Here is an 18,228-nt window from a genome sequence, read left to right as displayed (position 1 = left end):
ATGGGTAGTCGGGGTGAGGGCAATCAGGCGGCGCATTGGGCACTGTCATCACCCCCGTCGTCGGGAGCCAGCAGGTCCCACGGCACGGTCTTGGCCGTGGCAGCGCGGATCACCGACAAGTACGGTCCGCAGGCTGACGCCGGGAGCATTTGACCGACGCGATCCGGCCGCCGGGCGTTCTTCCAGTCCGACTCCTTGACAGCGCCGAGACCCCAGCCGGAAAGCCAGTCGAGGCGCTTCTTGACCGAACCGGCCGAAGCGTCGAGCGTGGGCACGTTGAAGCCGACGACGCCCTGCCGGTGGCCGATCAAAATGCTCAGCAGAATCGACCGATACGGGTCAGCGATCCGGTGCCCCTGACCGTGAGAGCGACGCAGTTCCCACTGCCGCCACTGCTCGACAGCCGCAGACAGTTACCCGCGTCCGCGTTGTTCTTGGCGACATCGCGGCCGCGAACGCATTCGTCGATCGTGTCCCACGGACGGGTGTCGAACGACGCGACTTCGTGCGCGGTCCCGGCTGCGTCCAACGGATGCGCAGTCGTCATGCTGTCCAGGTCTGGCTGACGCTTGCAGTCGTAATCCATCGACAGGTGCCGGTCCTCAGTCGAGGCGATGAAGTCCTCACGACGGCCATCGCTGTACGAGAGCACCCGGAACGACGGGAACACCTTCACCGGAGCGGCCACCCGGCCGGTCCGAGAAATCACCAGATTGTGGAAGTGTTGACGTTCGTCGCCAGACTTCCTGATCGCGTCTGGGGTCTTGTAGCTGTTCTTGGCCAGTACCCCGCCCTCGTTGAGCGCGACGTTCCCGCGAGTGGTGATGTTCAACAACGCGGGCTGCTCGTGCTTGACCTCCCAGACCGAGCTGTCACCGTCAGCGAGCAGCGCGCGCGACTCCGCGGCCAGCGCGGCCAGGCCGAACAGGTCGAGGTCGCGCACGACGTCGAACGGCGCGTCGCTGATGAATCCGTCGGTCGTCACGGAGAAGAACCGGAAGCCCTTTTCATAAAGCTGGATCGCCGCAGCCAGCAGCTCCGCGCGAACGAAGCTCGTGGTCATCGCGGCGTGGTAGGGAGACGTAATCGCACTACCGCCGACGGCATCCATGATCTGCTGCGAAGGCGTCCCAGGCGTTCTGTTGCGAAACATCCTGCGCGGTCTTGCCGTATGTTGAGTTGGCCATGGTCTTCACCGCCAACTTCTCCAAGGACTTCTTGCCGAACCACTCACGGGCCAGAGCGCGGTCCTTGACCATCTGCATGACGCCTTCGCGCAGAGCGTGAGACGGTTCGCCGTCGTAGTTGTCGAGCGATCGCAGCGCGAAGCCGAGCTGGTAATGCACGCGAGCGCCGAGTTTCAGCGCGAGATGGATCTCCGGCGCCATGGCGTGCGTGCCGGACCGGCCAGCCGACGACAGGACGTACATCGGCGCACCGTCGGTGAAGATCGGCAGGCACGGGAACCGGGTCTCACCGGGGAACTCGAACTCGACCCAGGCAACGAACGGCGTCATCGGCGACGGCACATCGTCGAGGGTCAGGTCCCGATTCTGGATCACCGTCTGGATGACGCCGCCCGGGTGCTCCCAATCCACGTCCCGCACAAGCGACATCGCCGTGGGATACGCACCCTGGAGGTCGTAGTCGAACGTCGTCGTAGTAGCCCGGCATCGGGCACATGTTCAGCCCGCCGTGGTACCCGTTGGCGCACATGTCGATGACCGCCCGCGCCGCACCGTCCACGGGAACCTTGCCGCGCTTCTCGTAGTAGGAGCGGTCGCTCTCGTCGCGCTTGACCTCGGGGTCACGCTTGACAAGACCGCCGAACTTGAGTGAGAACTCGTCGTCGGTCAGACCGCCCCAGTAGCGCTTGACCGATTCCTTGAAAGCGTTAGCCGCGCCGCTGGACAGCGTGACCGGCGGCTTGGTGTCAGGACCGTAGAGACGCTCGGTGTACTCATGCACGACGACGGGGTCATTGGCGCTGTACCGGAGGAACAGCACCAGGTCGTCCCGGCGCAGCAGGTCTATCCGAGAGATCACGCCATCGGGCAGCACGACCTTGGGCTGACCGCAGGCGGTCCCCAGTGCGTCGAGCGTCTTGGAACCGGCCGGCGCATGGCACATCGTGTCGCTGACAGTGACCGAGAATGGGAACCAGTTGTGGCGCGAATCATCGGAAGCACACACCCGAAAGCTCTGCAGCGTGACCAGGCCCCCGGCCGCACTGGTCAGGTTCTTCATGGGGTCCGGCGGCACTCGCCGGAACGCCGTCATGTCCGCCTTGCCGAAGTGGCAGCGCAGATCGATCGGCACACCGTGACGCCGGTAGACGCGACGACGGCGAGCACGGCCGCGATCGTCGGGACTCAGCTCAGCGTCACCATCCTCAGCGAACCCGTCGCGTCGAACACCACCGGCACCGATACCCGACTTCGCTCCGAGCTTGTGCTGCCACAGCCCGGCCTCGCACCAGACCTCCCGGAGCGCCGTGGCCAGCCGTAGCCGCACGAGCGACAGCGGCAGGAAGACGACGAGGACCATCTGGGACGGGTCCACCGGATCAGGTGTCGCGAACTGGTACGAGAAGATGACCCGATGCCCGTCGGCGGTCTGCACGAACTCGGTGTCGAACGAGACCGGGATAACCGACTCGCCGGTTCCGGCGGCCCGGATTGTGGCGAGGTCGCCGAACTGCTGCGAGCGCCTGTCGCAGACCTCAGAACCAGACTCTGTGACCCCGACGGGGTCGGGGTCACAGGTTCCCTCCCATGGGCGCTTATGACCCCCATGTCTGACCTGCGGTTTCAGCGGGATTTCTTGGCGCACCGATTCTTGCTGCGCCAGATTCCGGGCCGATTCACTCACTCGCGCGACACGCTTGGACAACACCAGGAACGGGGCGTGAGACGTCGCTGAAATGCTGTCCTGGAGCTCCCGAACCGTCCAGCCTTCAGCGGTCAGCACATCGAAGTCGGGACGCCCCAGGTACACGGTCGAGCGGCTCGCCGCAGTATGCTGACCGAGAGAAGCAGAGATCTCGGAGGCCCCGTCAGCGTCGCTGGCGGGGTCTTTCTGCGCGCTCATCAGGCACCGACAGCCCGACGCCGGGCGAGTTGCTCAGTGAACGCCTTGGAGAGCGCACGGACCTGCTCATCGGAGAAGGCCGGTGCCTGGCCAGCCACGGCTGACACGGCTGCTTGCACGTCGTCGTAAGACGGCGGCACCGCCCGCCGGGTCAACCGGTCGAGGTCGTACTTGCGGACACGCCAGGACCGACCGACCTTCTCGGCGGTCGGGAAGCGGCCTTCGTTGACGTAGCGGCGCAGCGTGGACCGTGCGCCGTAGTGTTCGGCCTCAGCTTCGGAGAGCCAGAGCCATCGGTACGGATCGTCGTGGCCAGATTCGGCCTGAGGGGTATCAGCGTTCGAGGTCGCCAGTGTCATCGGAAATTCCCATGGTGGAATCTCCGGGAGGAGTACGTTGCCGGCTGCTTCCCTGGTTCACGGATAGCTACACCAGGACCTCGTAAGGACTGCCGCCGTAGCCGCAAATTCGCGTCTGAAGACGGTCGCTTATGCGTAGTGTGCAGTGACGACCACTATGCATCAACTTTCGGCCGACCAGCGGTTATGCGCTCAGTTACGATAAACTTACGAAACGCAGTAGCGCCCACCTTCCCCAACAGGACCCCACTGCGGTCCGGGGACTCCTCGGGAAGCACACTCGCCGGGCTGACAGAACACCTACCGTGACGCCATGCTCGCGCGGAGGGTCAGGGCGACCACCAATCGGGTGGCGGGATCGTCGAGATCCATTCCGGTGAGTTCCTGGATGCGTCGCATGCGGTAGCGCAACGTGTTGGGGTGCACGTGGAGTGCGTCGGCGGCGGCGCGGACGTCGCCGAAATGGTCGAGGTATGCCCGCAGTGAGATCGTCAGGTCGCCACCCGATCGGCGATCACGCTCGGCGAGATCGATCACCCGCGAGTCGATCAGTTCCGGATTCGACTCGATGAGGGCGATGATCTCACCGAGGAGCACACCGGTTTTCGACTCACTCACCGTCGTCACCGGGTGGATCAGTCCGGCCTCGCGGTGCGCGGCGTCGAGTACCCGGTCGGCCTGGGCGCGAAGACTCGACACGCTCGCGACCTCGGTTCCCGGTCCCGCGATCACCGCTCGGGCATCGACGCCGAACTGCCGGTGCGCCGCGGTGACGGCCGAGGTGGCCCAGTCGACGGTGGCGTCCAGTGTGGTACCGGGGAGCACGACGTAGGCGCGGCCGGCAAGCGTGGTGGTCACCGACAGCGGGCTGAATGCACTGGCGTGCAAGGTCAATGCCGACACCACACCCGCCGCCGAGAGTGGTGCCCCCGCGTCGGCCTCGGCGCCGGACAACCCGTCGAACGCCACCACGACCACACTCGAGGACGGCGAGATGCCGAGTTGCGCACAGAGATACGGGACATCGACGACATCGCCGCGGGCCCCGAGCAGACGCCGCACCAACTCGTCGTGTCCGGTTCCGGCGTTGCGGCGTCGGACGATGATCCGGGCGGCCACGGCGGCGGCACCGGTCAGCACCTCGGCGGCGTCGTCGGACAGCGGCTCACGTCCCTGCTGAATCCACATGGTGCCCAGGTGTTCTCCGTGGATCGGGTCCTCGTGTGGGGCGCGGATGCCGACTGCGAGTCGGGGGCGCAGTGCGAGGTCCGCCCGTTCGTCGACGGACACCACCTCGGTGGTGGTGCGCAGCGCATCCATCACACCCCACTGCCGAAGCCACGCAAGCATATCCGGCGGCCCCTCGCGTCCCAGGATGGACAATCGCCGGAGCTCGTCGGCCTCGTCCCCGGTGCTGCTGTAGGCCAGAACGTGGGAATGATCGTCCTCGATGCTCACCAGCCCGTGGGTGCGGCGGGCGACCTCTGCGGCGAGGTCGAACAGATCGCCGACGGTGCCCGACCGCATGGATTCGGCGTCGGCGGATGGCGTGGTCGCGGCCCCGACCACGTGGGTCACCAGGTTGTAGGCGCGCTCCCACCGTGCGTGCGGGTCCACGGAGACCACGGCGACACCGAGATCGGTCAGATGCGCGGTGAGTTCGGGGGTGGGGGACTTGATCATCACCGCGGCCGGACGGGCGCTGTCATAGGTCGACAGCCAGGCGATCACGGCCTCCGGTGTGGCCCCGACCAACAGGAACAGATCGGCGGAGCGGGTCGAGGCCCGCAACGGGAGATGGAGATCGTCGGGATCGAGCAACGAGACGGAGTCGATGGGGACATCGAGGCCGCGGGGCGCCGCATCCAGCGACACCAGGGTGCGGTCGAGTGCGAGTACCAACTGCCCCAAGCCGATCCCGCCTTTGTCCATACCGACAAAGATACTGTCCGCACAGACAAAAGAACGGCGCCCGCCGGGAGAGATCCCGGCGGACGCCGTTCTGGGGCTGCAGAGTGGTGCAGAGTGTGGTGCGACTCAGAGGATGGTGAGCATCTCGTTGTAGGTGGGCAGCGGCCACAGATCGTCGGCGACGACGGTCTCGAGCTTGTCGGCGACCTCACGGACCGCGGTCATCGCCGGGATCAGCGACTTCAGCGCGTACTCCGACTCCTCCTCGACACCCTCGCCGTGGAATCCGTCGATGGCCTCCTCGAGGGCGTCCATCACCTTGTTGAGCGCCTTGACCGAGGTGGTCATGGTGTGCAGCGCGGGGGTCTCCATGTCGATGCCGGCGGCCTTCAGGCTGGCCGCGGTGCTCGCGAGCTCACCCATGTACCGGGTGGCGGCGGGCAGGATGAGGGTCTTGGCGATCTCCAGGGTCTCCTTGGCCTCCACCAGCAGTGCCAGCGCGTACTGCTCGAGGACGACGTCCTTGCGCGCCTTGAGTTCCCGCTCGGAGAGGATGCCGTACTTGCTCAGCAGTTCGATGTTCGCCGGCTCGTCGAGCTGGCCCATCGCATCGACGGTGGTGCGCAGGTTGAGCAGACCGCGTGCCTCCGCCTCTTCCTGCCAGGCGTCGGAGTATCCGTCGCCGTTGAAGACCACCTTGCCGTGCTCGGTGATGATCTCCTCGAGCAGCTTCTGCACCGCGTCGTTGAACTCGGCGCCGTCTCCGATCGCCTTCTCCAGGTAGGTCGAGACGTAGTCGAGCGACTCGGCCAGGATCGCGTTGATCGCGATCATCGGGTCGGCGATCGACTGGTTGGAGCCGGGTGCACGGAACTCGAAGCGGTTGCCGGTGAAGGCGAACGGGCTGGTGCGGTTGCGGTCGCCGGCATCGGCCTTGAGCGGCGGCAGGGTGTCGACACCGAGCTCGATGACGCCGGCCTGCTTGCTCTCCTTGGCACCACCCTTGGCGATCTGATCGAACACGTCGGCCAGCTGCTCGCCGAGGAAGATCGAGATGATCGCCGGCGGGGCCTCGTTGGCACCGAGACGGTGATCGTTGGAGGCCGAGGCGATCGAGCTGCGCAGCAGGCCGCTGTACTTGTGCACACCGCGGATGATGGCGGCGCAGAACACCAGGAACTGCACGTTGTCGTGCGGGGTGTCACCCGGCAGGAGCAGATTGCCCTGGTTGGAGTTGCCCAGCGAGAAGTTGACGTGCTTGCCCGAACCGTTGACGCCGGCGAAGGGCTTCTCGTGCAGCAACGCCACCATGCCGTAGCGCTCGGCGACCTTCTTGATGGTCGTCATCATGAGCTGCTGGTGATCGTGGGAGATGTTGGACCGCTCGAAGACCGGGGCGATCTCGAACTGCCCCGGGGCGACCTCGTTGTGGCGGGTCTTCGACGGGATGGCGAGCTTGAACAGCTCCCGGTCCAGCTCGATCATGAAGGCCAGCACGCGGTCGGGGATCGCGCCGAAGTAGTGGTCGTCGAACTCCTGGCCCTTGGACGGCTTGGCGCCGAACAGGGTGCGGTTGGTGGTCATCAGGTCCGGCCGCGCGAAGTAGAAGTGGCGATCGATCAGGAAGTACTCCTGCTCGGGACCGGCGAAGGACACCACGGTGTCGACGTCGTCGTGGCCGAAGAGCTTGAGCAGACGCATGGCCTGCTTGCTCATCGCCTGCTGGCTGCGCAGCAGCGGCGTCTTCTTGTCGAGGGCCTCACCGGTCCACGAGATGAAGATCGTCGGGATGCACAGGGTGTTCCCGTTCTTGTTCTCCAAGATGTAGGCGGGGCTGGTGACGTCCCAGCCGGTGTAGCCGCGTGCCTCGAAGGTGCCGCGCAGGCCGCCGTTGGGGAACGACGACGCGTCGGGCTCACCCTGCAGCAGCGTCTTGCCCTGGAACTCGGCCAGCGAACCGTCCGCGCCGTCGGGCTCCAGGAAGGAGTCGTGCTTCTCGGCCGTGAAGCCGGTCAGCGGGTAGAAGACGTGGGCGTAGTGCGACGCCCCCTTCTCCATGGCCCAGTCCTTCATCGCGGAGGCGACGTAGTCGGCCAGGGTCGGATCGAGCGGTGCGCCCTTGTCGATGGTGGCCGCAACGGCCTTGAACACGTGCTTGGGGAGACGAGACTTCATCACCGACAGGCTGAAGACGTTGCGCCCGAAAGTGCCGGCCAACGGCTCATCGAAGCCTTCGGTATCCATCTCGTAGGTGGTCACGGCCTCGATGGCCTGACGGCGCGACATGCTGCCACTCATTCAATACTCCTGGGGTGTGGGTCCCCGGCGCGTGGGCGCTTGACGGTGCGCTGATCACATTGACCGGGACGTTGGTCGAGCGATACGACGCTATGAGTGGCAGGTACCCGCATCGTTGCGTGAATGTGACGCCCGTGAAAACTCAGTTCACGTGGCTGGACGAATCACGTCGGCCGGCCTGATGGTGACGGCCGCGACGACGATGCCGAGCACGATGCCGATCACCGTGTCGCCGACGCGGTCGAGTGCCATCTGTGGCGAGAGTGCGGCACCCAGGCCGGTCAGCAGCAGTGCCATCGGTGTCACCGCCGTCGAACACAAGGCGTAATTCACCGTGGAGAAGATCTCCGCGAGGGTCTGGAAGACGATGATCGCGACGACCGCACCCCAGTATCCCAGCGGCAACGCCAGCAACGCGGCCGCGATCACGGCACCGGCGACATTGCCGAGGAGCCGGGCGAACCCGCGGCTCACCGTGTGGTGATACGAGACCCCCTGCATCGCGGCGATCGCCCCCATCGCCGCCCACATCGGATGCGCCAATCCGACCCCGGCCGCGATCGCCGCGGCGATGGCCGATGCCGTCGTCATCCGCATCGCGACCACCAGGAGATGACGGTGCCCGACAGTGGATCGGCCGCCGATCAGGGTGCGCCACAGGGATTCGCGCGTGGCCGAGTCGGGCTCTGCCGTGCCGGCGCGGGGTCGGAGCAGCCAGGGCGCCAACGCCGCCGCGATCCCGATCACCGCACCGATCGCGGTGGCGGCGACGGCACGTCCCACGTCGGCGGCATCGTGGGCGAAGCCCGCGGCGCCCGTCGCCGCGAACACCAGGATGACCGCACCCGGACCGACGATGTGCAGCGCCGCGACCAGATAGGACGCGACACCGGCCAGCAGGGAGATGACGACGATCTCCATGGCCAGGGGTGCCGATGACGCGCCGAGTGTCGCACCCACGGCGATGGCCCCGGTGATCGCGACACCGAGTGCCACCAGGCGGGTCGCGCGCACCGGGTAGGGGTCCGGCCGGCAGAACGCCGAGACCAGCGCACCGAGTGCGGCGAGGCCGGCGACGTCGCGGTGCCCGAGCGCTCCGCCGGCGATCAGGACGACCCCGACGGCGATCCCGACTCGGATCGGGGCGGCCACACCCGCGCGGCTCAGGTCGATGTGCATCGCATCGCGCCACGCTTGAGTGCTCACCGCGTGCCGGAGGGCGGCGCGGCGGCAGGGCACGGCATTGGGCAGAGGATGAACAGTGGACGCCATGGAACTACTTTATCACTATTTTACTAGTGAAATATGTGACGGCCACTACGATGACGAGGTGACCGAAGACGCCGCGCGGCCGCCGGACCTGGTGGATCGCATCATGGGTGAGTGGGCGGCGGCCTACCCCGATCTGGATGTCTCGCCGATCGGGATCCTCGGGCGGGTGCAGCGGATCGCGTCGGTGACCAGCGCCCAGCTCGACCGCAACCTCGAGGCACACGGGATCGGCCGCTCGGAGTTCGACGTCCTCGGCGCCCTCGTCCGCGCCACTCGTCCGTTGCGGGCCAGCGAGGTGGTGTCGACGACGATGCTCAGCGGGGCGTCGGTCACCAAGATCAGTGACAGTCTTTCTCGCCGGGGTCTGCTCGAACGCCGCAAGTCCGATCGGGACGGGCGGGTGGTGCTGCTCGTGGCCACCGAGGAGGGGCGACGCCTCGTCGACGAGGAGATTCCGCGGCGGCTGGAGGATGACCGGCGCGTGTTGTCGGCGCTCAGCGGTGCGGAGCGAGGCGTGCTCGCCGAACTGTTGCGCAAGATTTCGATGACACTGGGGGAATGAGAGCAGGGGGAGTGTCTGTGGGCAGGCTACGTCTGGCGCAACTGCGTGACGCCTTCTGGCTCGTGCCGATGTTGCTCGGAATCGCCGGGATCGCACTGGCTCAGATCCTCGTTGCCGTCGACCGGAAGGTGGGGTCGGCCGGCTCGGGTGGAGAGGGTGCACTCCTCTATCAGGTCGGGGTCAGCGGTGGCCGCGACATCCTGGGCGCGATCGGCGGGTCGATGCTGGCGGTGGCGGCCACCTCGTTCTCGATCACCATCTCGGTATTGGCCACCGCCAGTTCGACGTACGGCCCGCGGCTCGTGCGCAACTTCATGAACGATCGCGGAAACCAGTTCGTCCTGGGAATGTTCGGTGCAACGTTCCTGTACTCGCTGATGGTGCTCCGCGCGATTCGGGGTGGCAGCGAGGTCGGCGAGGAGTTCGTGCCCGACATCGCCATCAACGTCGCGGTACTCCTCGCGATCATCGATGTGATCGTCCTGGTGTACTTCATCAATCACATCGCCCGCTCGATCCAGGTGTCGACGCTCTCGGCGCGCGTACGCAGCGAGCTGGATGCCGTTGTGCGCACCCAGTACCCCGAGTCCGAACCGGAAGAGTCGTGCCCGGCTCCGGCGCCCGACGGCGGTAGCGCGGTGGACTCGCGGACCTCGGGCTTCGTCATCGGAATCGACGAGGACGGTCTGCTCGACGAGGCCGAGAAGTCGGACTGTCTCATCGTCCTCCGTGTGCGTCCCGGCGATCACGTCATCGACGGTGACCGCCTGGCGACGCTGCACGGAACCGATGATCGGCAGAGCGTGAGCGCGGACGTGTGCCGCCACGTCCATCTGGGCGAGACGCGAACCCCGTACCAGGACATCCAATTCGCGGTGCAGCAGCTCACCGAGATGGCGGTGCGGGCGCTGTCGCCGGGAACCAACGATCCCTACACCGCACACAACGCCCTCAATGAACTCGCGGCGTCGTTGGTGCCGTTGGCCCGACGCCGCGCACCGCAACTGGGTCGGCGCGGCGACGACGGGACCTTGCGGCTGGTGGTGACCCGGCTGCCGCTGACCGAGCTGATCGACGACGTGTTCGGGGCTGTGCGCACGTATGCGATCGGCCATCCGATCGCGATGACCGCGGCGATCCTTCTGGCCCGTCGGCTCGGTGTCGCGGCCGTCGAACCCGATGTCCGCGCCGCAGTGCTGTCGCATCTCGAGCTCATCTACGACGCTCTCGATCGTGTCGACGACCAGGTCGACGCCCAGTTCTGCCGTGGCGAGATCGACGAGGCGCGCACCGCGATTGCGGCGGCATGAGCATTCCGGGGATGCGCTGGATTCACCCGACCGGCCTGGTGGCCGAGCGCTGTTCGAGCATCACGCCGATCAGTCCCACCTCGGCCGACTGAGTGCTGATCATGTCCCGCACCGTCTGACGCACCGCCCCGTGACTCACCATCGGGTCGACCGTCTGTGCCATCGCGATGCCGCCCTGATGGTGGCGATACATCAGCGTGAGGAAGAGGTCCTCGGCCGCTTGCCCCGACGCGGCGGCCAGGCGATCGAGTTGTTCGGTCGTGGCCATACCCGGCATGGCGGTATGCGGCATGGCCATACCCTGCATGGTCGTGTCGTGGCCGGCATGCATCCAGGTCATGGGGGTGGGGTTCTGCAGCGGTGCGCCGGTCAATCGCAGCCATCCGATCATGGTCCCCAGCTCATACTGCTGTGTTTCGGCGATCTGACGTGCCAGCGCGCGAACTCCCGGATCGATGCCGTCGCGGTCGACGGACTTGCCCATGACGACGGCCTGCTGATGGTGGCCGATCATGTCCTGCAGGAAGGCGGTTTCCGTCGACGTCAGCGGCGCGGGGTGCGCGCCGGGTGCGCCATCGATCGCGGGCCGCGCGAGGTAGCCGGCGATGGCCGCCCCGACGACGAGGGCAATCACCACCGCCACAGCGCTCGGCCGGGGTCGGGGTAGGGTCATGATCCCACCGTCGACTGTTGGTCCGCCGGTGGTGAATACACGCCGTCAGCGAGCCGGAGAACCTGAAAACCGCTGTCCGAGCAGGTAACCCACAGTTCACGTCCGCGCCACTCCGGCGGTGAGGCGCACCAGTCGGTGGACTGGTCGGCCGTCGTCGAACCGATGCGTGGGCTGATGGCCTGATCGGGATCGAACGAGCCGTCGGCGATGGAGTGCAGGATCGCGGGAGCGCTGAGCAGCGGTACCCCGAGCGCGGCGAGCAATGCGTGTGGCGAGTTGGTGAGAACGTCGCCGTGGCGAGGATGTGTCGGTGGGTTGTAGTACGCGATCTCGCGGATCTGCAACGGATCACGGACATCGAAGACGCGAACTCCGGAGGAGAACCACCCGCACGCCAACGCCGTCGGATTCGTCGGGCGATCGGCCGCGCAGTAATGCGATTCATAGGCGAAGACGCCGCCGCCGGAACTCGATGCGACCGACGAATCCTGATTCTGTCGGAGATTGATCTGTAGTTTCAGCCGATTGGCGATACGCGGATTCCGGGGATCGGAGACGTCGATCACCTTGACCCCGCCAGAACCGCCCTCGTCGACCGTGAACGCGAAAGGCTTGTCGCCGTAGGTGACCGGAATGGCGTGCTGGGTGGCCCAGCCGTCGCTCCAGGTGAGTTCGGACAGCCGCACCGCACTCGGATGGTGCTCACGACGCTGGATCGAGGAGACGTCCCAGACGCTGATCCCGCCGGTGTTGCTCGCGAGATACAGACGATTGCCGTCAGCACTCACCCCGATGCCGTGCGTGGACAGCCCCGTGACGCCCTGCCAGAGCACGTGCGGATGTGCGGGGTCGGTGAGGTCGACGGCGCTGAGGAATCCCGGGCCGAGTCCGGACGCCCAATAGGTGCGCCCATCGGGGGAGAAGCCGCCCTCATGCGCGGTGACCGGCAACGGCATCGAGGTCGACCCGGTATCCGGATTGAGGAGTCTGGGTGCGGCACAGTCGGATACGTCGTACACGGCGAGAAGACCCGCGCCGAAGAGGGCGGGCACCCCGGTGCCGACCAACAACTTCGAGGTGCGGTTGGCCTTGAGGGATTCCCACGTTCCGGCGAGCATGGCGGGCGCGGTGAGTCGCTGGGTCGGACGCGGATTCCGTGGATCGCTCGCGTCGATCACCTGCACGCCCGTTTCCGGTCCGAACAGGCTGCCGGGAAACAGGCTCCCCATGTAGGCGCAGGTGTCATGGCTCGTCGAGGTGATTCCGCCGCCTCGTCCGGCATATGCGCCGACCGCGGAGATGTTGCACGAGTAGCCGCCCGCGCTGCGTCCCGAATCGCGTTCGGCGGCAGGAACATCGCCCTGCAGGCCGGGTTCCGGGTGGGAACCGGGTCCGCACTGGGCAACGGCGACCGCGGCGGGTGCCGGATCGGCGTGGGCCGGCCAGCCGACGAGGGCGGCGACGACGGTCGCGGCGATCATCGACGCGCAGGCCTGATGGCGAGTGACAAGCATGCAGAGACGCACGGAATCCCCTTGGAGAGTGGCGGGTGCGACAGTCGGAGCAAATGAGTGTGGTGGACCACTGTGCCGCCAATTATTGACACATACCACTGCAGTTGTCTAGTTTTGGGGTCGTTGTGTCCCGGTGATCGGCGCGGTCGGGGGGTCGTTCCGGCGCCGACGTCGTACTGTCCTGTCCTGCAGTCGTTTTCATGTCCGTGTTGAGCCCCGTGTGGGGCGTCGACCCTGAGGGGGATCTTCTTTGATGTCATCACTCGTCACATCGTCGGTCTCGCGCCGCGGATTTCTGATCGGTGCCGCATCCGCGGGCGCCGCCGGTGTCGTGGCCGCGACGGCCGGCGTCGGCCGCGGTTTCGGCGCACCGACCCGCACCACCCCCGTCACCCGCGAAGAACATCGCGTCGTCGTGATCGGGTCCGGTTTCGGCGGTGGGGTAGCCGCACTGCGCCTCACCTCCGCCGGTGTGCCGGTGACACTCCTCGAACGCGGTCGGCGCTGGGTCACCGGCCCCAATGCCACCACCTTCCCGAACGCGACCAACCCGGACAAGCGCATCCTCTGGCATCAGTCCACCCCGCAGGTGTTCGGCAGGCCGCTGTCGGTCGATCCCTATGTCGGACTCTTCGAGTCGATCAGCGACGAGAACATGACCGTCATGGTCGCGGCCGGGCTCGGTGGCGGATCGCTTGTGTATCAAGGGATGACGCTCAAGCCGATCGAGTCCGTGTTCACCTCGCACTTCCCCGCGGGCATCGACTGGCGTGCGATGGACACCATCTACTACCCCCGGGTCGCCAGAATGCTCGGCGCCGCGGTGGCGCCCGACTCGCTGATCCGGAGTCCGAATTATCGTGCCGCACGGGAATTCGCCGCCCACGCCCGCCGCGCCGGACTGCCCGTGCAGAAGATCCCGATGCCCATCGACTGGGACTACGCCCTCGCCGAACTGGCCGGAAGGATGCGTCCGGCCTACACAGACGGAAGCGGGGCCATCGGCGTCAACAACGGCGGCAAACACAGCGTCGACGTCACCTACATCGCGCAGGCCGAACGCACCGGACTCCTCGACGTCCGAACCCTGCACGACGTCACCGACATTCGCAGGGCGCGCGATGGACGATGGGTCGTCGAGGTGCACCGCACCGACGAGACCGGACGCGTCCTGGAGACCAAGGTGTTGACGACCGGCGCGCTGATCCTGGCCGCCGGAAGCATGAACACCACGCGAATGTTGATGCGCGCCAAGGCGACCGATGCCATCGGCGACCTACCCGACACGTTGGGGCAGGGGTGGGGGACCAACGCCGACCGGATCTACATCTGGAACAGCCCGACCTCGGATTTCGGTGCCACGCAAGGTGGTCCGGTGGTCTACGGCAGTCCCAACTGGTCCGATCCCGCGAACGCCTTCACCCTCATCCAGGCCTCCATCCCGCCGCTACCGGTGGATGCGCACAGCACGATGATGGTCGGGTACGGGGTGAGCAACGCTCGCGGTCACTTCGTCTATGACGCAGCGCGACACCAGGCGGTACTCCGATGGCCGCACGAGGGCGATGCTTCGATCCAGACCCGCCACCTGCATCCGGCCGCCACCCGGATTGCCGGTCCCGGATCGACACTCGTCGACACCAACGCGATCGTGCCGTCGACGTGGCATCCGGTGGGCGGCGCGAACATGGGGTCGGTCTGTGACCTCGACGGACGCGTCCTGGGACAGCGGGGCCTCTATGTGGTCGACGGCGCGCTCATGCCGGGTAACTCCGCGGCGTGCAACCCGTCGATGACGATCGCGGCCATCGCCGAGCGGGCGCTGGACCGCATCGTCGCCAACGACGTCGGATCAGCCATCTGAGGGGCGGGCCATCGCATCGAGTGCGGGCCGAAGCCAGCGACCGAGGAACGCCCGCAGTTCGTCGTCGGAGCGGTGGCCGTCGTCGACGGCGACGAGTGAGACGCTCAACAGTGCGGTCATGTCGACGATGTCGGCGAAGTGCGGTCGGTACTCGGGTTTGTCGGTGACGGCCGGTCGCAGGATCTCCGCAGCCACCTCCCGGGTGCGCGCCATCGCCCCCTCGTCGAAGAACGGGTGACTCTCCTGCGAGTTCAGCAACACCGACAGGGCCGGGTCGGCGATGGCCATCGAACGACCCGCGATGATGAACTCGATCAGGAAGTCACCGAAGTCGGTGATGCCCTCGAGTCGATCGTGGATCTCGCGCATGGCGGAGATGGCGAGTTCACCCATGGCCTGGGACACCATGTCCTCGCGGGAACCGAAGATCGAGTACACCGTCTGCCGGGACACTCCGGCCTTCGCGGCGACCGCAGCGATGCTGGCGGCTGCGAAGCCCTCGGTGGAGATCAGGTCGAGCGTTGCCTCGATGATCTTGCCTCGCGATCGCATACGTCATTATGGCTCGGATGGCGGAGACCGAAGGCCGTGACGGGGTACATGCCGTCGGCCATTGTCTCAGTGCGTAGTGTGGCGCGTGGCGAGGCGCACGTGCCGTGCGCCTCGGCGAACCGACAGGAGGGGTCCGTCATGGGCGTTGTCAGGCATTCGTCCCAGATTTCCGTGCCGCGCGCTGCGGTGTTCGAGTACATCAACGACTACACCAACGTCCCCGAATACATGTTCGGGGTGCACAAGTTCGCGCCGCAGACCGAGGTCACCAGCGGCGTCGGGTCGGTCTTCGACGTCGAGTTGAAGGCCGGGCCGAAGACCCTGAAGTCGGTCGTCGAGACGATCGAGTGGGTCGAACACGAGTTCATCGTGCTCAAGGCGATCGACGGGTTCCAGGCCAACACCACCTGGAAGTTCCGCGATACCGACGGCGGCACCGAGGTCCATGCCGAGTTCGAGTACCTCCTTCCCGGCGGACTGGCCGGCCGGGCGCTGGGCGCGATCATGGAGCCGTTCGCGGCCCAGGCGGTCCGGCACACGGAGAAAAAACTGCGCGACGAATTGGAGTGATTCGTATGGTCTCCCTCTCTCCCGGCGCCGTGTCGTCGGCGGTTTTCGACGTCATGCAGCGTCGGACGATGCTGCCGGCCGTCATCGAGGACACCCTCACCGGTCGCGGACGAGACGTCGCCGGCCTGCGGGTGGTGGTGACCGGCGCATCCGCCGGCATCGGCCGGGTGGCCACGCAGCAACTCGCCGCGCGCGGGGCGCAGGTGATCGCCGTGGCGCGCCGCGAGGAGGAGTTGGCCTCGCTGGCCGGCGAGACCGGCTGCGACTATCTGGTGGCCGACCTGTCCGACGAGGCCGACACCGACCGGCTGCTCGGTGAGCTGTCCGGGCGGGAGATCGATGTCCTCGTGAACAATGCCGGCCGGTCGATCCGGCGGTCCATCATCGACTCCACCGACCGGCTCCACGACTACCGGCGCACCATGGCGATCAACTACTTCGCCGCCGTCCAATTGAGCCTGGGACTGTTGCCCGGCATGGTCGAGCGCGGTCACGGGCAGATCGTCAACGTCTGCACGTGGGGACTGATGGCCGGAACCTTCCCGCGGTTCTCCGCCTACGCGGCGTCGAAGAATGCGCTGTCGATTTTCGGGCGTAGCCTCAACGCCGAACGGCCCCATCCGGGCGTGCGTGCCACCAATATCTACTATCCACTGGTGCGGACCGAGATGATCTCGCCCACAGCCGAATACGACGATGTGGCGGCACTGTCGGTGGATGAGGCGGCGAGTTGGATCGTCCGGGCGATCACCCACCGGCCCGAACGCATCGCTCCCGCCGCCCTGCGGACGGTGCTGCCGGTCCTCGATTACCTCTCGGCACCCACCGCGGACCGCGCGATGGGCGCCATCACCTGAGAGATCAGGCCGCGAGGTCGTGTGACAGCCGATCGATCGCCGCCCGCGCGAACACCTGTTGCTCGGTGACCGCCAACTGATGACGGTTGCGGGAGGTGAAGGCCAGGGTCCAGTCGATGAACGTGATGAACCGGTTGCGGAACCCCACCAGGTACAGCAAGTGCAGGAACAGCCACCCCAGCCAGGCGAAGAAGCCGGAGAACTCGACGGCCCGTGAGGTGCCCGGGATGGGTACCCGGGCGACCGCGCAGTGCCGGGCGACGGTCGCCATCGAGCCTTTGTCCCAGTAGGCGAACGGCTTTCGGTCGCGATAGGTGCCGTTGATCCGGGCGGCGACGGCGTCGGCGGCGTACCGCCCGGACTGATTGGCGGCCGGGGCCTGACCGGGGACTCCGTCGACGGCCATCATGTCGCCGATCACGAACACCTCGGCGTGGCCGGGGATGGTCAGGTCGGGTTCGACCCGCACCCGACCCGCGCGGTCGAGTTCCACCCCGCACTGCTCGGCGAGCTGTCGGCCGAGCGGACTGGCCGCAACCCCCGCCGACCAGACCTTGCACTGACTTTCGATGCGACGCGTCGAACCGTCGGTATGGCGCACCACGAGTCCGTCGTAGTCCATGTCCACGACCATCGCACCGAGTTGCACATCGACTCCCAGTGCGCGCAAACGCTTCTCGGCCCGGGAGCCCAATCTTTCACCGAACGGCGGCAACACCGCCGGTGCGGCGTCGAGCAGGATCACCCGTGCCTGCGTCGAGTCGATGGACCGGAAGGCGCCGCGCAGCGTCGTGCCGGCCATCTCCGCGATCTGACCGGCCATCTCGACGCCGGTGGCCCCGGCTCCGATCACCACGAACGTCAGCAGGCGATCACGCTCGATCGGGTCGGTGGACAGTTCGGCCTGCTCGAACGCCCCGAGGATGCGGCCGCGCAACTCGAGTGCATCGTCGACGGTCTTGAGGCCCGGCGCGAACTCCGCGAAATGATCGTTGCCGAAATAGGATTGGCCCGCACCGGCGGCGATGATCAGACTGTCATACCGAGTGGTGGTGACACGTTCGAGCATGCGTGAGGTCACCGCACGATTCTCCAGGTCGATGGCCTCGACATCGCCCAGTGCCACCGTCACATTCCGTTGGTCGCGAAGTATCACCCGCACCGGCGGTGCGATCTGGCCCTGCGAGATCACCCCGGTGGCGACCTGGTACAGCAACGGCTGGAACAGATGATGAGTCGTGCGTGCGATCAGGGTGACGTCGACGTCGGCATGCTCGAGTCGACGAGCGGCAGCCAGCCCGCCGAACCCCGATCCGACGATGACGACATGGTGCCGGCGGGTCCTGCCGCCGGGAACCGGTACGCGCTGGGTCATGGCACGTTTCCTTCTGGTGTG

The 18,228-nt window shown here is 66.6% G+C and carries 17 protein-coding genes; 5 read left to right on the top strand and 12 right to left on the bottom strand.

Annotation, left to right across the window (positions count from 1 at the left end; translation table 11 throughout):
• Positions 1-23: 23 nt before the first annotated feature.
• The 8 genes from ACWDPV_RS04295 to ACWDPV_RS04260 form a co-directional block, all read right to left on the bottom strand.
• Positions 24-311 (bottom strand): hypothetical protein, encoded by a 288-nt coding sequence (locus ACWDPV_RS04295; protein ID WP_449741929.1) that lies wholly within the window; start codon positions 309-311, stop codon positions 24-26.
• A 5-nt stretch (positions 312-316) separates the two neighbouring features.
• On the bottom strand, positions 317-1,063 hold the full coding sequence (locus ACWDPV_RS04290) for a hypothetical protein (RefSeq protein WP_449741928.1): 747 nt from the start codon (positions 1,061-1,063) through the stop codon (positions 317-319).
• Between the two features lie 28 nt (positions 1,064-1,091).
• Positions 1,092-1,517 (bottom strand): hypothetical protein, encoded by a 426-nt coding sequence (locus ACWDPV_RS04285; RefSeq protein WP_449741927.1) that lies wholly within the window; start codon positions 1,515-1,517, stop codon positions 1,092-1,094.
• On the bottom strand, positions 1,474-2,622 hold the full coding sequence (locus ACWDPV_RS04280; RefSeq protein ID WP_449741926.1) for a hypothetical protein: 1,149 nt from the start codon (positions 2,620-2,622) through the stop codon (positions 1,474-1,476). The genes ACWDPV_RS04285 and ACWDPV_RS04280 overlap by 44 nt, the downstream gene beginning before the upstream one ends.
• A gap of 467 nt (positions 2,623-3,089) precedes the next feature.
• Entirely contained in the window at positions 3,090-3,449 is a 360-nt protein-coding gene (locus tag ACWDPV_RS04275) for a helix-turn-helix domain-containing protein (RefSeq protein WP_449741925.1), read from the bottom strand.
• A 300-nt stretch (positions 3,450-3,749) separates the two neighbouring features.
• Positions 3,750-5,381, bottom strand: a complete 1,632-nt coding sequence (locus tag ACWDPV_RS04270) for a PucR family transcriptional regulator (RefSeq protein ID WP_449741924.1) — start codon at positions 5,379-5,381, stop codon at positions 3,750-3,752.
• Positions 5,382-5,486: 105 nt separating this feature from the next.
• Positions 5,487-7,658, bottom strand: a complete 2,172-nt coding sequence (locus ACWDPV_RS04265) for a glutamine synthetase III family protein (RefSeq protein ID WP_348803102.1) — start codon at positions 7,656-7,658, stop codon at positions 5,487-5,489.
• Positions 7,659-7,805: 147 nt separating this feature from the next.
• On the bottom strand, positions 7,806-8,930 hold the full coding sequence (locus ACWDPV_RS04260) for an FUSC family protein (protein WP_449741923.1): 1,125 nt from the start codon (positions 8,928-8,930) through the stop codon (positions 7,806-7,808).
• A gap of 103 nt (positions 8,931-9,033) precedes the next feature.
• On the opposite strand from ACWDPV_RS04260, the gene ACWDPV_RS04255 reads away from it, so the two are divergent.
• Complete coding sequence (locus tag ACWDPV_RS04255) at positions 9,034-9,492, top strand: MarR family winged helix-turn-helix transcriptional regulator (RefSeq protein WP_449742417.1); 459 nt, start codon at positions 9,034-9,036, stop codon at positions 9,490-9,492.
• Positions 9,489-10,802: a DUF2254 domain-containing protein gene (locus tag ACWDPV_RS04250; RefSeq protein WP_449741922.1), complete on the top strand. Its 1,314-nt coding sequence runs from the start codon at positions 9,489-9,491 to the stop codon at positions 10,800-10,802. Before ACWDPV_RS04255 ends, ACWDPV_RS04250 begins: the two co-directional genes overlap by 4 nt.
• A gap of 22 nt (positions 10,803-10,824) precedes the next feature.
• Here the strand turns inward: ACWDPV_RS04250 and ACWDPV_RS04245 are convergent, their stop codons facing one another.
• Entirely contained in the window at positions 10,825-11,475 is a 651-nt protein-coding gene (locus tag ACWDPV_RS04245; protein WP_449741921.1) for a DUF305 domain-containing protein, read from the bottom strand.
• Positions 11,472-12,989 (bottom strand): LVIVD repeat-containing protein, encoded by a 1,518-nt coding sequence (locus ACWDPV_RS04240; RefSeq protein ID WP_449741920.1) that lies wholly within the window; start codon positions 12,987-12,989, stop codon positions 11,472-11,474. Before ACWDPV_RS04240 ends, ACWDPV_RS04245 begins: the two co-directional genes overlap by 4 nt.
• Before the next feature lie 253 nt (positions 12,990-13,242).
• Between ACWDPV_RS04240 and ACWDPV_RS04235 the strand changes: the two genes are divergently transcribed.
• Positions 13,243-14,853 (top strand): GMC oxidoreductase, encoded by a 1,611-nt coding sequence (locus ACWDPV_RS04235; protein ID WP_449741919.1) that lies wholly within the window; start codon positions 13,243-13,245, stop codon positions 14,851-14,853.
• Here the strand turns inward: ACWDPV_RS04235 and ACWDPV_RS04230 are convergent.
• The gene (locus ACWDPV_RS04230) at positions 14,842-15,405 is read right to left on the bottom strand and encodes a TetR/AcrR family transcriptional regulator (protein WP_348809406.1); all 564 of its coding nucleotides are present in this window, start codon (positions 15,403-15,405) and stop codon (positions 14,842-14,844) included. The genes ACWDPV_RS04235 and ACWDPV_RS04230 overlap by 12 nt on opposite strands.
• A gap of 138 nt (positions 15,406-15,543) precedes the next feature.
• Between ACWDPV_RS04230 and ACWDPV_RS04225 the strand changes: the two genes are divergently transcribed.
• Complete coding sequence (locus ACWDPV_RS04225; protein WP_348809405.1) at positions 15,544-15,975, top strand: SRPBCC family protein; 432 nt, start codon at positions 15,544-15,546, stop codon at positions 15,973-15,975.
• 5 nt (positions 15,976-15,980) lie between these two features.
• Positions 15,981-16,832: an SDR family NAD(P)-dependent oxidoreductase gene (locus ACWDPV_RS04220; protein WP_449741918.1), complete on the top strand. Its 852-nt coding sequence runs from the start codon at positions 15,981-15,983 to the stop codon at positions 16,830-16,832.
• A 4-nt stretch (positions 16,833-16,836) separates the two neighbouring features.
• On the opposite strand, the gene ACWDPV_RS04215 is transcribed toward ACWDPV_RS04220, so the two are convergent.
• Positions 16,837-18,207, bottom strand: coding sequence for an NAD(P)/FAD-dependent oxidoreductase (locus tag ACWDPV_RS04215; protein WP_449741917.1), 1,371 nt, complete (start codon positions 18,205-18,207; stop codon positions 16,837-16,839).
• Between the last annotated feature and the right edge of the window lie 21 nt (positions 18,208-18,228).

The sequence above is a fragment of the Gordonia sp. NPDC003504 genome (assembly GCF_053587995.1).
This window is presented reverse-complemented; position numbering and strand designations above follow the sequence as displayed.